Origin of the sequence: Arthrobacter sp. B2I5 (assembly GCF_030816735.1) — a bacterium.
Taxonomy (GTDB): domain Bacteria; phylum Actinomycetota; class Actinomycetes; order Actinomycetales; family Micrococcaceae; genus Arthrobacter.
This window is the reverse complement of sequence record NZ_JAUSYF010000001.1, coordinates 4,302,376-4,316,481: the sequence shown is the minus strand read 5'-3', so window position 1 is coordinate 4,316,481 and position 14,106 is coordinate 4,302,376. Positions and strand designations below refer to the sequence as shown.

Annotated in this window: 10 protein-coding genes and 3 pseudogenes; 8 read left to right on the top strand and 5 right to left on the bottom strand. The window is 66.2% G+C overall.

Annotated elements, in window-relative coordinates:
- Nucleotides 1-164 precede the first annotated feature (164 nt).
- Nucleotides 165-1,782: pseudogene (gene mptB, locus QFZ60_RS20070) on the top strand (polyprenol phosphomannose-dependent alpha 1,6 mannosyltransferase MptB).
- 13 nt (nucleotides 1,783-1,795) lie between these two features.
- Here mptB and QFZ60_RS20065 read toward each other — a convergent pair.
- Both QFZ60_RS20065 and QFZ60_RS20060 read right to left on the bottom strand, forming a co-directional pair.
- Nucleotides 1,796-3,052 carry a glycosyltransferase 87 family protein gene (locus tag QFZ60_RS20065; RefSeq protein WP_307092769.1) on the bottom strand — a complete coding sequence of 419 codons (1,257 nt, stop codon included), beginning with the start codon at nucleotides 3,050-3,052 and terminating at the stop codon, nucleotides 1,796-1,798.
- 28 nt (nucleotides 3,053-3,080) lie between these two features.
- Nucleotides 3,081-4,334 (bottom strand): glycosyltransferase family 87 protein, encoded by a 1,254-nt coding sequence (locus QFZ60_RS20060; RefSeq protein WP_307092768.1) that lies wholly within the window; start codon nucleotides 4,332-4,334, stop codon nucleotides 3,081-3,083.
- 390 nt (nucleotides 4,335-4,724) lie between these two features.
- Between QFZ60_RS20060 and QFZ60_RS20055 the strand changes: the two genes are divergently transcribed.
- The gene (locus QFZ60_RS20055; RefSeq protein WP_142118756.1) at nucleotides 4,725-4,928 is read left to right on the top strand and encodes a hypothetical protein; all 204 of its coding nucleotides are present in this window, start codon (nucleotides 4,725-4,727) and stop codon (nucleotides 4,926-4,928) included.
- Between the two features lie 21 nt (nucleotides 4,929-4,949).
- Here QFZ60_RS20055 and QFZ60_RS20050 read toward each other — a convergent pair whose 3' ends face one another.
- Nucleotides 4,950-5,207, bottom strand: coding sequence for a DUF3072 domain-containing protein (locus QFZ60_RS20050; protein WP_307092766.1), 258 nt, complete (start codon nucleotides 5,205-5,207; stop codon nucleotides 4,950-4,952).
- Nucleotides 5,208-5,336: 129 nt separating this feature from the next.
- Nucleotides 5,337-6,387 (bottom strand): annotated as a pseudogene (locus tag QFZ60_RS20045) (TerC family protein).
- Nucleotides 6,388-6,589: 202 nt separating this feature from the next.
- On the opposite strand from QFZ60_RS20045, the gene QFZ60_RS20040 reads away from it, so the two are divergent.
- The 4 genes from QFZ60_RS20040 to QFZ60_RS20025 all read left to right on the top strand — a co-directional run bounded on the left by QFZ60_RS20040 (nucleotide 6,590) and on the right by QFZ60_RS20025 (nucleotide 11,008).
- Nucleotides 6,590-7,462: an NAD(P)-dependent oxidoreductase gene (locus QFZ60_RS20040; RefSeq protein ID WP_307092765.1), complete on the top strand. Its 873-nt coding sequence runs from the start codon at nucleotides 6,590-6,592 to the stop codon at nucleotides 7,460-7,462.
- 218 nt (nucleotides 7,463-7,680) lie between these two features.
- On the top strand, nucleotides 7,681-9,048 hold the full coding sequence (locus QFZ60_RS20035; RefSeq protein WP_307092764.1) for an MFS transporter: 1,368 nt from the start codon (nucleotides 7,681-7,683) through the stop codon (nucleotides 9,046-9,048).
- A gap of 128 nt (nucleotides 9,049-9,176) precedes the next feature.
- Nucleotides 9,177-9,842 (top strand): GntR family transcriptional regulator, encoded by a 666-nt coding sequence (locus QFZ60_RS20030; RefSeq protein ID WP_307092762.1) that lies wholly within the window; start codon nucleotides 9,177-9,179, stop codon nucleotides 9,840-9,842.
- On the top strand, nucleotides 9,839-11,008 hold the full coding sequence (locus QFZ60_RS20025; RefSeq protein ID WP_307092760.1) for an MFS transporter: 1,170 nt from the start codon (nucleotides 9,839-9,841) through the stop codon (nucleotides 11,006-11,008). Before QFZ60_RS20030 ends, QFZ60_RS20025 begins: the two co-directional genes overlap by 4 nt.
- 142 nt (nucleotides 11,009-11,150) lie before the next feature.
- On the opposite strand, the pseudogene QFZ60_RS20020 reads toward QFZ60_RS20025, so the two are convergent.
- Nucleotides 11,151-11,952, bottom strand: a pseudogene (locus QFZ60_RS20020) (IclR family transcriptional regulator).
- A gap of 120 nt (nucleotides 11,953-12,072) precedes the next feature.
- Here QFZ60_RS20020 and QFZ60_RS20015 point away from each other — a divergent pair.
- Nucleotides 12,073-12,582, top strand: a complete 510-nt coding sequence (locus tag QFZ60_RS20015) for a tripartite tricarboxylate transporter TctB family protein (RefSeq protein WP_307092758.1) — start codon at nucleotides 12,073-12,075, stop codon at nucleotides 12,580-12,582.
- Nucleotides 12,583-12,584: 2 nt separating this feature from the next.
- Nucleotides 12,585-14,087 (top strand): tripartite tricarboxylate transporter permease, encoded by a 1,503-nt coding sequence (locus tag QFZ60_RS20010; RefSeq protein ID WP_307092756.1) that lies wholly within the window; start codon nucleotides 12,585-12,587, stop codon nucleotides 14,085-14,087.
- Nucleotides 14,088-14,106: the final 19 nt, after the last annotated feature.

The following is a 14,106-nucleotide window of genomic DNA, read 5'->3' as shown; positions in this document are numbered from 1 at the left end:
AAGGGACTGCGCCGGTGACTTTCGGCTGCGTAGGCAACATTACCGTCAAACCGTCCGGCCCGGCCGGGGTGGCAGCAGGCACGGCTGATAAAATGGCCGGGTTGCAGGGCGGCCTTTTTGAAGCTGGGGCGAGCAGTGCCGTAACAAGGTAGGGGACCACAATCATGACGGCAGGCGGGTCACACCTCAGGATGTCGGAGAGCCGGCCGGGCACACCGGCCGGGATTTCCGCGCCCGCCAAGGGCCGTGCCTACCTGGCAACCATCGAAGGTTTCATCGGCGCCCTCATGATGTTCGTCGGCTCCATCGGGACGGGCTGGATCGCCAATGGCTCGCCCATGATCCGCCAGCCCGTGGTGATTGCACTCCGCACCGAAGGCTGGGGCGTGGCGGTGTCCACCGTGCTGCTGACGGCAGGCGCGATGCTCCTGATGCGCTCCTGGCTCCGGCTGGGCCAGCGGCTGGGGGACTGGGGACAGTCATCGCTGCGCTCGGTGGTGGTGGCCATTTCCGCCTGGTCCCTGCCGCTGCTCTTCTGCGTCCCGGTGTTCTCCCGTGACGTCTACGCCTATACCGGGCAGGGCCGGCTGGTCCAGGAAGGCCAGAACCCGTACGAGGTGGGCATTTCCACCCTCAACAACTGGTTCTCCCTGGGTGCCGATCCCGCCTGGGCGGAAAACCGCACACCCTATGGACCCTACTTCCTGTGGCTGGCGCGCGCGGTGGTGGGACTGACCGGAGCCCAGCCGGACGCGTCCGTCCTGCTGTTCCGCCTCCTGGCCGGCGTCGGCGTGCTGCTCTGCGTCATCTACGTGCCCAGGCTCGCCGAACTGCACGGCATCAACGGGGCGCGCGCGCTCTGGATCTCCGTGGCCAACCCGCTGTTCCTCATCAGCTTCATCGCCAGCGCCCACAATGACGCCCTGATGGTGGGGCTCGCCGTCGCCGGTGTCTACCTGGCCGCCACCCGCCGCTACCTCCTGGGTGTCCTCCTGGTCACCGCCTCCATCGGCATCAAGCCCATCACGGTGCTGCTGCTGCCGTTCATCGGGGTCATGTGGGCCGGCCCAGGCGCCTCCTGGCCGCGCAAATTCCTGATGTGGGGCGCCACCGCCGGCATCAGCTTCGGCGTCCTGGCCCTCAGCGGCATCCCCTACAACCTTGGCATCGGCTGGACCTGGGCCATCATGGACCCCACGCCGGGCTATACGGGCTACTCACCGTCGGGCTTCCTGGGCCAGCAGGTGGAGATGCTCGCCAACGCCCTGGGGCTGCCCGGCGGAACGCTGGCCACCTGGCTGCGGACCGGCATGAAGTGGGCGGCCATCGCACTGGTCCTGCTGCTGATGTTCCGCGGCGACTACTCGCGGGCGGTGCGCCGGATGGCGCTGGCGTTCACCGCCGTCGTGATGCTCTCACCCATCATCCAGCCCTGGTACATCCTGTGGTTCCTGCCGTTCCTGGCCGTCACCGGAATCCGGGACGACTGGCAGATCCGCTCGCTCTACGTGGGCGTGACGTTCTTTTGTGGTGTTCGGGGCCCAGGACCAGCTGTCGGTCTGGTCCTTCGTGGAACTGCCCATCGACGCCTCGTCCCTGGCGTTCTTCACGGCCCTGGCCTTCACGTTCTACCTGCTGGTCCTGGACGTCCACACGCGCAAACTGCTCATCGAGGGCAAGCCGCTGGACCTTGCCCGGCAGGCCTGGCGTTGGGTGGCGGAGCGCAGGGCGGCGCGCCGGGCCGCCGCAGGTAGCGCCATCGACGCGCCCGAACGCCGGTAACAGCCGCAGCCCGCTAGGCTCCGGCCGGCACCCGGGCGGAGGTCTTCCGGCCCAACTCCGCGGTGCGCTTCACCGACCACCACAGCAGGACCACCAGGAGCACGTTGCGGGTGGTGAGGATGGCCGCCATGACCGGGTGGGCGTGGATGAGCGGCGTGTAGAACAGCGGATAGATCACGAAGGTGGTCATCGCGATCCCCATCAGCAGGGCAGCGGGGACCTTCCAGCGCTCCCAGTCGTGCGTCAGGCCGGCGATGATCACCGGCGCCAGCCAGATGATGAACTGCGGCGAGCCCACCTTGTTGAACACGATGAACGCGGTAACCATCATGAGCGATCCTTCGAGGAAGAGTTCCTCCCGCTCCGCGCCGCGGCGCATGGCGCGCACCAGCAGGATGGCGGCGGTGACGGCGGCGAGGATCAGCAGCGGCTGCATCAGGAACGCCGCGGTGCTTGCCCCTGGCCCGTAGACCTCGGTGGAGTTGATGGCCGTGTTGTCTGCCATCTTTGACCCGGCGATGTGGAACACGCTCAGCCAGACCCAGGGCGTGGAGAAGGTGGCCTCCAGCTGCATGCCGCGTTCGCCCTGGTTCAGCAGGAAGTCCATGATGTGCGGCAGCCCGCCGGTGAGCCAGGTGCCCAGGCCCACCACGGCGGTGACTGTGGCGCCGGCGAGCACCACCTGGATCCGCTTGTGGCTGGCGATGACGATGGGAACCAGGACGGCAGCGGGCCAGACTTTGATCCAGGTGGCGATGCTGAGCAGGACGCCAGACACGACGGGCCGTTCGGCTGCGTACAGCAGGGCGATCAGCACGATGGGCGCGGTGATGCCCTCCACCCGGGCGAAGCTCAGGTAGCCCATGAAGACCGTGAAGAACAGCCACCACCAGGCGGGGGCGATGCCGGTCACCTTCCGCGGGCCGCGGGTGAGGTAGACCAGGCCGACGGCGTTCAGCGCCGTGATGATCAGGAACCAGACCAGCAGGTAGAGGCTGGGTCCGGCGACGTTGGCCAGGAAGATGGGGATCTGCGCCAGCACCGGGTAGACCCAGGGGCTGATTTTGCCGGTCAGGTCCGACGGGTTGTAGCCGGCCGTGGCCCACTGCCGGTACTGCTCGGTGTCGCTGAAGGTATCGCCGTTCAGGAAGAAGGATGCCATCCAGCCCAGGAAGTACACATGGACGACGGCGAAGCCCCACCAGACGCTGGAGGGGCGGGCGAACCAGTCCACCACTTTTGCCGGGAGGAGCTTGGTACGGACGGTCACCAGGCGGTCAAAGAACCTCGTGGAAATCTTAGGTCTCCTTGAGCGCGGGGGCGGGAGCGGCGGTCTTCTTGCCCAGGGAATAGAGGCGCCGGACGCTCCACAGGAACAGGACCACGAGCAGGACGTTGCGGATGGTCAGCACCAGCGCCATCCAGGGGTTGTTGTGGCTCAGGGCGTCGTAGAAGAGGGGGTAGATGAAGTAGGTTGCCACCGCAATGGCGATCAGCATTGCCGCCGGTACCCGCCATTCACGCCAGCTGTGCGCCAGGCCCACCGCGACGGCGGGGCCAAGCCAGACCATGAACTGGGGCGATCCCACCTTGTTGAAGACAACGAATGCGGTGGCCAGGGTCAGGGCGCCGGCCAGCAGCAGTTCGGTGCGGTCCACGCCGCCGGCCACCTTGTGCTGCTTTCCGTTGTGGAGCGCCCAGAACGTCAGCCCGGCCACCAGGAGGGCGGCCAGGACCAGGAGGGGCTGCATCAGTACGGACATCGTGGCGGTGCCCGGGCCATCCACCTGCATGGAGTTGATGTCCGTGTTCATGTACATGCGGGAGCCGCCCACGTTCAGGACGGAGAGCCAGAGCCAGGGCGTGGTGAAGGTGGCCTCCAGCTGCATGCCGCGGTCGCCCTGCTGGGTAAGGAAATTCAGGAGCTTGGGGACGCTGCCCAGGGCTGCCGCCAGCGCAACCACGCCCGCCGTCGTCGCGATTCCTGCTAGTACAACCAGCAGGCGGTTCTTCACGACGGCGAAGAGGGCCAGCATGATGGCCGCGGGCCAGACCTTCACCCAGGTGCCGACGGCCAGCAGGACCGACGCGGTGAACGGACGCTTGACGCCGTAGGCAAGGGCCACGAGGACCAGCGGGGCGGTGAGGCCGTCCACGCGGGCGAAGCCCAGCCAGCCCATCAGGAAGGTGAACGCCAGCCACCACCAGCCGGCCGGGATGGCGCTGGTGTTGCGGCCCCGCTCTGTCAGCTTGAGCAGCGCCCAGCCGTTGAGGAGCGTGGTCATGAGGACCCAGAGGAAAACGAACGGTCCGGGTCCTGCCAGGCCTGCGACGGCCATGGGGATGAGCGCCAGGATGGGATACACCCACGGGCTGGGACCGCCGCTGAGGTTCGCGTCGTTGAACCCCGCCATGGCCCAGTCACGGTAGATGAAGGTGTCGCTGAACGCCTCGCCGCGAAGGGAGAGGGAAGCAGCGAAGACCAGGAAGACGAGGTGCACCACAATAAAGCCGCCCAGGAGGCCGCGGCCGGTGTTCAACCGGTTCCGCACCGGGGTGGGAAGGATGACGTTGCGGATCCTTGTCAGATTGCCGAAGAGAGCGTCGGTGGAAATGGCGGATCCTTGTCAGGTCGTGGCACACGGTGCAGTGCTGGTGGCTGGTTTTGCCGCATGGCTGGTTCAGGGGCATCGGAGCCGTCCGGAAACAGCTTCCACTCCTGTCCAACTCTAATTCACGGCCCTTTGGCGCCCGTAATTGCTGGGCCCGGCCCGAGCCGTCACACTCTTGACCTGCGGCGACTTATTACTTGATTTTTCAAGTTGCTGGTGATCCATTACTCGGGCATCATGAACTGGGCGCGAAAGTGCCCACCGCCTATGCAGCCAGGGGGAGCGCTGGGCGTATGCCCACCCACCCCTCGAAAGACACAGGCCCCACTCATGAACTTCCCGCTGACCCTCACCGTGTCCGACCGCCAGAGCATGGACCGCGAGCTGGACGCCGCAGTTGCAGCCGCCAAGGCCCAGGCACTGGACGGCAAGAGCCACGGCATCCTCGTCACCCGGCATGGCGTGGACAAGTTCACCGTTGCCCTCAGCGACGCTGTTCCCTTTGGCCTCACCCGCGAACAGCAGGCCTGGTAGGTCCTTTTCTGCGTCGCCGGCTCAGCTGCCGGTACTGTCGCCGTCCCCGGAAACCCGGTTGCTGCGCTGCTGCAGCCGGTCGATGTGCTTTGACGCCTCCGCCTTGCTCAGGTCTGCGGGGAGTTCTTCCCCTGCCTCCCGTGCCAGCGTATCGAGGTAACTGCGCTGCGCCGCGGTCATGGGTTCGTCCCCGGTAACCCAGTCTTCAGGGTCCCTGTTGAGGCCTGCATTGGGCTCGGGTTCCGGGCTGCCGATGGTTTCCTGGTTGCTGTCGCTCATGGGTACGAGTCTAGGGCGGCGCGCTGACATTCGGCAGGAACGGGTTTCCGCACGGCATCTGCTTTGGTCAGGCACCCGCGGGGAAACTGCCGCGCGGGTGCCTGCCCGCCACTCTTATTGCCGCGCCTGCTACTGCAGGGACTTTTCCACCGGCGGCAGGTCCTTCCTGCTGCCGGCTTTTGGCCACAGGGGCTCCAGGGCGTTTAGTTCTTCCGGCGTGGCATTCCGGAACGGCGGTTCTGCCGGGACCGGCGGATCCTGCGGGCCCGTGCGCCGGGTGGCGATGAGGCTCGCGCCGATCGAAACGCCCAGGATGGCGGGTAATGACGGCGAGGGAGACCGGCGTCGGGATGTAGTAGACGTCGATCTTGAGCGCCATCTTGATGCCCACCCAGATCAGCACCAGCGCCAGCCCTGCCTTCAGGTACACGAAGCGGTGGATGAGGTCCGCCAGCAGGAAGTACATGGCGCGCAGGCCCAGGATGGCGAACGCGTTGGCCGTGAACACCAGGAAGACCTCGTCCGTGACCGCGAAGATGGCCGGGATGGAGTCGACGGCGAAGATGATGTCCGTGACTTCAACCAGCACCAGGACCGCCAACAGGGGAGTGGCAAGCAGGACGCCGCCCTTCCGGATCAGGAAGCGCTGGCCGTGGAAGGCGTCCGTCATGGGCACGTGCCGGCGGAACAGCTTCAACGCACGGGACTTCCCGGGGTCGATGTGTTCATCACGCTGCCGAAGCATCCGGTAGCCGGTGAAGAGCAGGAATGCCGCGAACAGGTAGAGGACCCAGCCGGCGCCGGCGATGATGGCCGAGCCCGCTGCGATGAACAGGCCGCGGAACACCAGCGCGCCCAGGACGCCGAAGAAGAGCACACGGTGCTGGTACTCGCGGGGGACGGCGAAGAACGTGAAGATGATCGCCCAGACAAAGACGTTGTCCACGGCGAGTGACTTCTCGATCAGGTATCCCGCGAAGTATTGCTGGCCGAACTCCGCGCCGTACAGGAACCAGACCAGTCCGCCGAAGGCTACGCCGAACAGCACCCACACCGCGGACCAGGCGGCGGCCTCGCGGACGCTGATGACGTGGGCGCGGCGGTGGGCCACGAGGTCGATGGCGAGCATGAGGAGGATGAATCCGATGACGGCGAACCACATCCATAGGGGCACGTTCATGGGGTACCTGCTTCCAGTCAGTAACTACCAACTGGAGGTCTCTCCCGGCCAACGCCTGGCCCGTCCACCGGAAGGCGCAGGGGCCTCCGTACTGACGATGGACTGAAGTAGGGGATACTCCCCTCCGTATGAATAATGTACAGAATCATTGGAACGTTGGGTAGGTAAGGAAGAACCAAACCTGGACCGGAAGGCTGATTCGATGGATGCGAAGCTCAAAGTGGCTGTGCTCGGGACGGGAATCATGGGGGCGGCCATGGCCCGGAACATCCTGCGGGCCGGCCATGACGTTTCAGTGTGGAACCGGGACCCGGCCAAGACGGAACCGCTGGTTGCCGAAGGCGCCCGTCGTGCCGCCACCCCTGCCGACGCTGTGGGGGCAGCCGAGGTGGTCCTGACCATGCTCTACGACGCCGCCTCGGTGGAAGGGGTCATCCGGAGTGCGGCGCCGGGTGCGCGGCCCGGCACGGCCTGGATCCAGTCCACCACGGTAGGGGTGCAGGATGTCCCCTCGTTGGCCGCCCTGGCTTCGGAGCTTGGTCTGGACCTGGTGGAGGCGCCTGTTTCCGGAACGCGGGCCCCTGCCGAGGCCGGCCAGCTCCTGGTGCTTGCCGCCGGTCCCGGGCCAGTGCGGCACCGCGTGGCGCCGGTCCTCGATGCTGTCGGCGCGCAGACCATCTGGACGGGTGACGATCCCTCCACGGGTTCGGCCGCCCGCCTCAAACTCGTGGTTAACAGCTGGGTCCTCGCAGCCTCCAACGCCGCCGGTGAAGTGGTTGCCCTTGCCCGGGCGCTGGGCGTCGATCCCCAGCAGTTCCTTGGCGTGCTCGACGGCGGTCCGCTTGACCTGCCCTATCTGCGCACCAAGATGGACCTCATCCTGAACGACGGGCTGGAGCCTGCCTCCTTCGCCGTGGACACTGCGCGGAAGGACGCCCACCTCATCGTCGACGCCGCCGCCGAGCAGGGCCTGAAACTTGATGGCGCTGTTGCGTATGCCGCCCGGCTTGACCGGGTGTCCGGGCAGGGTCGCACCAAAGAGGACATGGCTGCCGCCTATTTCGCCAGCTACTAAAGCCCGCGGCACAAGGCTGGCCAGCTACTGGGATAGCGCTTGCCATTGACGTAACCCGCGTCACCTCCTATATTTGATGAATCGATTCAAAGAGCTGACGCCCCAAGGCTAATAAGGCCGGTACGAGCAGAACGTACCCGGGCACGGACACCACCAATGAACAGCGTGAAAACCACCGGTTCCGCTTCCTTGCCAATGAAGACGAAGGACATAAGTACATGAGCACCACCCCAACCCTCGTTCCCCTCAGCAGCCAGGGAGCTGGAACAGGTCCGCGGGATCCGAGGAAAGCGGCGATGAGCGGCTGGATCGGAAGCGCACTGGAGTACTACGATTTCGCGCTGTACTCCCTTGCGGCCACGCTGATCTTCCCCACGATTTTCTTCCCCTCGGAGAACCCCACCGTTGGGATCATCGCCTCCCTGGCAACATACGCCGTCGGGTATCTTTCCCGTCCCGTAGGCGCAGTCGTCCTCGGAGCGTACGGTGACCGGCACGGGCGCAAGAAGGTCCTCGTCTTCGCCATGCTGCTCATGGGCTTTGCCACCTTCGCTGTAGGACTCCTGCCCACCTATGGACAGGTGGGACTCCTGGCGCCCGCCCTCCTGGTGCTCCTCCGGCTGATCCAGGGCTTTGCCGTGGCCGGCGAGCTCGGCGGTGCCAGCGCCATGATCGTGGAGCACTCGCCCGACGCCAAACGCGGATTCTTTGCCAGCTTCAGCCTCCAGGGCACCCAGGTAGGCTCGATCCTCGCCACCGCCGTCCTGCTCCCGCTCGCCGCCATCCTCCCGGCTGACCAGTTCGGCACCTGGGGCTGGCGCATCCCGTTCCTGCTCTCCGCCGTCGTGATCCTGGCCGGCTACTTCATCCGCCGCCGGGTCCAGGAACCGCCCGCCTATGCAGCGCAGTCAGGCAAGCCGGAAAGCAAGCGATTCCCGCTCGTTGAACTCCTGCGTACCCGGCCGGGCGCCCTGGTCCGCTGCATCGCGATGACCTTCACCAACGTCATCGGCATGGCCACCCTCATTTTCGGCGTCTCCTACGCCACCCAGAAGGGCTATGGCAACGGCTTCTCCAGCAGCGAGTTCCTGTGGGTGACCCTCGTGGCCAACATCGCGGCCGTCGCCACCATCCCGCTGTTCGGCGCACTGTCCGACCGGATTGGCCGGCGGATGCTCATGGCGGCCGGCGGTGTCATCGGCGGCCTGCTGGTGACCGGATACCTGTGGGCCATCGAACAGGGGAGCCTGCCGCTGGTCTTCGTGTGCGTCGTGATCGTGCAGGGCATCTTCTTCCAGATGTGGAATGCCACCTTCGCCACGTTCTTCCAGGAGCAGTTCCCCATGCGGATCCGCGTGACCGGGTTCGCCGTCTCCCAGAACATCGGGCTCATGATTGCATCGTTCTTCCCCAGCATCTTCACCGCCATAGCGCCTCCGGGCTCCACCAACGTCCCGCTCACCATCGGGCTGGTCACTCTGGGCATCTGCCTGGTGTCCGCCGTGGCCACCCTGATGTCCCCGGACACCAAGGGTAAGTCACTTGAGGACCTCGAGGTGCAGAAAACGGCGAAGGTCGGGGCATAGCCCAGCCGACGCGCACAAGTGCAGGTTCAGGAGGGGGCAGCGCATGCTGCCCCCTCCTTCCTTATATGTTCCACTCCAATGCCCGAGTGTATAGATGTATACAAGTATGATGGCGAGTGGAGGTCCACATGCCAGAAACACCCGCCCGGAACACCGGTGCCCATTTTGTCTACGCCGAACTGAAGCGGCGGATCCTGAGCCTGGAACTGAAGCCGGGGGAACGCCTCTACGAGCCGGCCATGGCGTCGGCCCTGCAGGTGAGCCGCACACCGCTCCGGGAGGCCATCAGGCGGCTCATTTCGGAGAGCCTGCTGGAGCAGCAGCCCACCGGGGGAGTGCTGGTGCCGGCGCTGGACGAGGGCGCCATTTCAGAACTGTACGAGGTCCGCGCGGCCATGGAATCCCTCATGGCCCGCAATGCCTGCCTGAATGCGACACCGGCCGACATCGAAGCCCTCCAAGGCATTCTTGAACGCAACGCGGCCATGGTGAAGTTTGCCGACGACGCCATGCAGCAGGGCATGGCGCTGCACGCAAGGATCGCTACGATCGCAGGGAACTCCTGGGCCCGCCGGTTCCACGGCCAGATTTCCAGCCAGATGGAACGCTACCGGCACTTCACCAACAGCACCCAGGAACGCCGTGACCAGGCCCTGGCCCAGCACCGGACCCTGGTGGCGGCCCTGGCCGGCGGCGACCCGGACAAGGCGGCCAGGATCGCGTTCGACCACGTCATGGGTGCCCGCGATGCCGCAGTCCGGGCCATGTCCGGCAACAGTGCCGCCAGCTCATGATCGGTGAGCTGGGACGGCGTTCGTCCATGGCCCTGCTGGTCCATTCGGCGCTGATCCAGGCCGCCACCTTCCTGGTCCGGCCGGCAGCCACCTACCGTGCGCTGGAGCTGGAGGTTCCGGACTTCGCCCTGGGCCTGCTTGCAGCCAGCTATGCGGTCTTTCCCTTGCTGCTCGCCGTCCCCACGGGCAGCCTGGTGGACCGCCTGGGTGAGCGGCGGCTCATGGCCATCGGGTCCGGCGTCGTCCTTTCCTGCTCTGCCTTCCTGCTGCTGTGGGGTACGTCGATCATGGCCCTGGTGGCCGGGACCGCGCTGCTTGGCGCCGGGCAGTTGGCCTGCGTGGTGGGGCAGCAGGCGGTGGTGGCCAACAATGCTGCCTCGTCCCGGATGGACTCCGCGTTCGGATACCTGACGTTTGCCGCATCCCTGGGGCAGGCCCTCGGGCCGCTGGCAATTTCGTTGGTGGGCGGCGCCTCGGTCCGGCCCGACACCCAGGCGATCTTCCTGCTCTCGGTGGCCATGGGCCTGGTGCTCTTCGTGACCACCTTCGTCCTCCCGGCGCACGTCAGCGTCCGGCGGAAGAAGGGCGCGGCCGCCACCAAGGGCAGCGCCGTTTCGCTGCTGAAGGCCCCCGGGGTGGCCCGCGCGCTGGCCACCAGCGCCACCGTCCTTGCCGTGGTGGACCTGACCATGGTGTACCTGCCCGCCCTGGGCGCCGACCGGGGACTCACTGCGGCAACGGTGGGTGCCCTGCTGACCGTGCGGGCCGTGTTCTCCATGGTCTCCAGGCTCCTGCTGGGCCGGGTGTCCCGGAGGATCGGCCGGATGAGGCTGCTGGTGGTGAGCCTGGCCCTGTCCACGTTTGCGTTGGCCGTTGTGGCCATCCCGATGCCCGTGTGGCTGCTGTTTGCCGTCATGGCGGTGCTCGGGCTGGGGCTCGGCATTGGCCAGCCCCTGACCATGTCCTGGCTCTCGGCACAGGCGCCGGCGGGGCAGCGTGGCAGGGCGCTGGCTTTGAGGCTCGCCGGGAACCGGGTGGGGCAGGTGGTCCTGCCGAGTGCCATTGGCGGCGTGGCGGCCGGGCTGGGCTCGGGCGGGGTGTTCCTGGCCTCTGCGGTGGTGGTGGGCGGGACGCTCCTGCTGCTCCGGGGCGTGCAGCTGGACTGACTGCGCGCATGCTTTGCCGTCACGCGGGGCAGGCTTTCGGGGAACGGACGACGGCGGGACCCCGGGTTTCCGGGGCTTCCCCCCCAAAGGTGGGCCGAAAGCGTGCCGTGCGTGACGCCGTCGTGCGGCCTGCCACTGGGGGTCAGTAGACAGAACCCTCCAGCAGTTCCGCCAACCTGGCAGCGGCCCGCTTCAGCTCAGGGACCCCGGCTTTCAGGGTGGCCTCGCTGGCCGCTTCCACCGGACTCGTAAGGGAGATGGATTCGGTGGGCCGGCCTGTGCGGTTGGGGACCGCCATGGCCACCGACAGGACGCCGGTGGCCCGCTCATCGGCGGAGTAGGCGTAGTCGGTTCCCGGTTCGGGAAGCCTCGCCCGCAGTTCCTTTGCCGTCAGGTCCGCATCCTCCTGGCCGGATGCGACAGCGGCCGTGACCGCCTGATGGAGTTCGTCGTCCGACGCGGACGCGAGCAGGATCTTCCCCGCAGCGCCAAGAGTCAGGGGCAGCCGCTTGCCCAGCGGGGAGGTCGTATCGGAGCGGTGCCTCGCCGTCCACGCGGGCCACCAGGATGCGCTCGAAGCCCAGCCGCGAGTACAGCGACGCCGTCAGCCCGGTCTGCGAGGCAAGCTGCTGCAGGATGGGGCGGGCCGCGACGACGAGGGGATCGTTCTCCAGGAAACTGCGGGCAGCCGGTAGTACGGCCGGACCGATCCGGTAGGACTTGTCCGTCTGGCTCACCATTCCGAAATCCTGCAGTACCCGCAAAATCCTCAGCGTGGTGGGCAGGCTCATGCCGCAGTTCCGCGCCAGATCGCTGAGTCGCTGAGGCCGTTCCGCCCTCTGCAGTTCGGCAAAGACCTCCATGGCCCGTGAGAGGGAGCGCATGTTCGAGGACTTGGGGCCCTCTTCTGCCGGTCCGGCCGTGCTGGAAGTCGTCGTCGTCATTCTTTCATTCTATGTAAGTTCCTTGCGCTTGACAGCGCTTGTGTCTCCTGTCACTATTTCTCAGTACGCAATATAGTTTCATTGTATGAAATGCAATGACGCGCAGTGAAAAGGAAACCCATGACAACGGAGTCAGTCGCGACGAAACCGGGGCGTGTAGACACAGCACGAGTGGCCCCCACCGTGCTGGCAGGAATCGGCGCCTTCGCCGCCGTCGGCGTCTACGTCCTGGCCAGCTCCATCAGCCTCGGCCTGTGGACGTCCCTCGGCCCCGGGCCGGGCCTGTTCCCCTTCGCCATGGGTGCCGTCCTGGCCGCCATGGCACTCCTCTGGCTGCTCCAGGAACTCCGCAACCCCAGCGGCGCGCGAGCCGGCATTGACCGCGGACTCGTGGTCGCCGTCGTCGCCAGCCTGGTGATCCTCGCGGCGGTGATGGACCTGCTCGGTTTTCAGCTGACCATGTTTGCCTTCCTGCTGTACCACCTGAAACTCCGTGGGCGCAGGACCTGGGTGTCCTCGCTGGTCATCGCGGTGGCCGGAAGCTTCGGGGCGTTCTACGCCTTCAACTACGGACTGAACGTCGCGCTGCCGGTCTCCGCCCTTCCCTTCCTTAACACGATCGGACTCTAGACGTGGATACCCTCAACGAACTCCTCAACGGCTTCGCGGCCGCCATGACCTGGCAAAACCTGCTGTTCGCCTTCCTTGGCTGCCTGCTGGGCACCATCATCGGCGTGCTGCCCGGCATCGGCCCGGTGGCAGGCGTTGCCCTGCTCATCCCGCTCACGCTCAACATGGACGCCACCGGCGCGATCATCATGCTGTGTGCCATCTTCTACGGCACCGCCTACGGGGGAACCATCACCAGCGTGCTGCTGAACACCCCAGGAGAAGCAGCCTCCGCCATCACCACCATCGACGGCTACGCCATGACCAAGATCGGCAAGGCCGGCGCCGCCCTGACGATTGCCGCCGTCGGATCCTTCGTTGGCGGAACCATCGCCACCCTCGGCCTGGTGGCCGCCGCCAAGCCACTGGGGGAGCTCGGCCTGCTGGTCGGCCCGCCGGAGTTCTTCGCACTGATGGTGGTAGGCATCTCCCTCCTGGTGGCCCTGGCCGGAAAATCCATGGTCAAGGCCGTCATCTCCGGCGCCCTGGGCCTGCTGATCTCCATGGTGGGCATCGATCCCGTCGCAGGGGCCCCGCGCTTCACCTTCGGCATGGACCGGCTCCTGGACGGCGTCAGCTTCGTCGCCGTAATCGTGGGTGTCTTCGGCCTCTCGGAACTCCTGTCCTACCGCAAGGGTGACCAGCCGGCAGCGGTGCACGCACCCAACCTGCGCTCGCTGCTGCCCACCGGCCGCGAATGGCTCCGCAGCGCCCCGGCCATGGCCCGCGGTACAGCCATCGGCTTTGGCCTGGGCCTCATCCCCGGCATGACCGGCTCCGTCTCCTCACTGCTCTCCTACGGGGCCGAAAAGAAATTCTCCCGGAACCGCCACGAGCTCGGAAAGGGCGCCATCGAAGGTGTAGCCGGGCCTGAAACGGCCAACAACGCCCACGCCAACGCGGCCCTCATACCGCTGTTCACCCTCGGCATCCCGGCCTCGCCTACCATTGCTGTGCTGATGGGCGCTTTCCTGCAGCAGGGCCTTACCCCGGGACCCACCCTCTTCACCGAGAACTCCGAGATCGCCTGGGCCATCATTGCCAGCCTCTTCATCGGCAATATGATCCTGCTCCTGCTCAACGTGCCGCTCGTGGGGCTCTGGACTTCCATCCTGCGCGTCCCGTCGTCGATCCTTACTGCCCTGATTCTGTTGTTCATGGTCATTGGCGCCTACACCATCAACTTCAGCGTCTTCGATGTCTTCGTGATGATTGGCTTCGGCCTCCTAGGCCTGGCACTCCGGCACCTGGACATACCCCTTGCGCCCATGGTCCTGACGTTGGTCCTCGGCCCGCTGATGGAACGCTCCCTCCGGGAATCCCTCGAGATCTCCCAGGGTGACTTCAGCATCTTCACCAGCCGCCCGATCTCCGCGGTCCTGATCTGCATCGGACTGCTGATCGTCATCAGCCCGCTGCTCAAGCTCCGGAAGCCCAAGGCCCTCAACGAAGACCCCGAAACCTAAACCGACCCGCACCTGCACA

Excerpts from the sequence above, each read along its gene's own strand:
- QFZ60_RS20055 (WP_142118756.1), top strand. The coding sequence starts at position 4,725 with ATGAACTTCCCGCTGACCCTCACCGTGTCCGACCGCCAGAGCATGGAC.
- QFZ60_RS20050 (WP_307092766.1), bottom strand. The coding sequence starts at position 5,207 with ATGAGCGACAGCAACCAGGAAACCATCGGCAGCCCGGAACCCGAGCCC.
- QFZ60_RS20040 (WP_307092765.1), top strand. The coding sequence starts at position 6,590 with ATGGATGCGAAGCTCAAAGTGGCTGTGCTCGGGACGGGAATCATGGGG.
- QFZ60_RS20035 (WP_307092764.1), top strand. The coding sequence starts at position 7,681 with ATGAGCACCACCCCAACCCTCGTTCCCCTCAGCAGCCAGGGAGCTGGA.
- QFZ60_RS20030 (WP_307092762.1), top strand. The coding sequence starts at position 9,177 with ATGCCAGAAACACCCGCCCGGAACACCGGTGCCCATTTTGTCTACGCC.
- QFZ60_RS20025 (WP_307092760.1), top strand. The coding sequence starts at position 9,839 with ATGATCGGTGAGCTGGGACGGCGTTCGTCCATGGCCCTGCTGGTCCAT.
- QFZ60_RS20015 (WP_307092758.1), top strand. The coding sequence starts at position 12,073 with ATGACAACGGAGTCAGTCGCGACGAAACCGGGGCGTGTAGACACAGCA.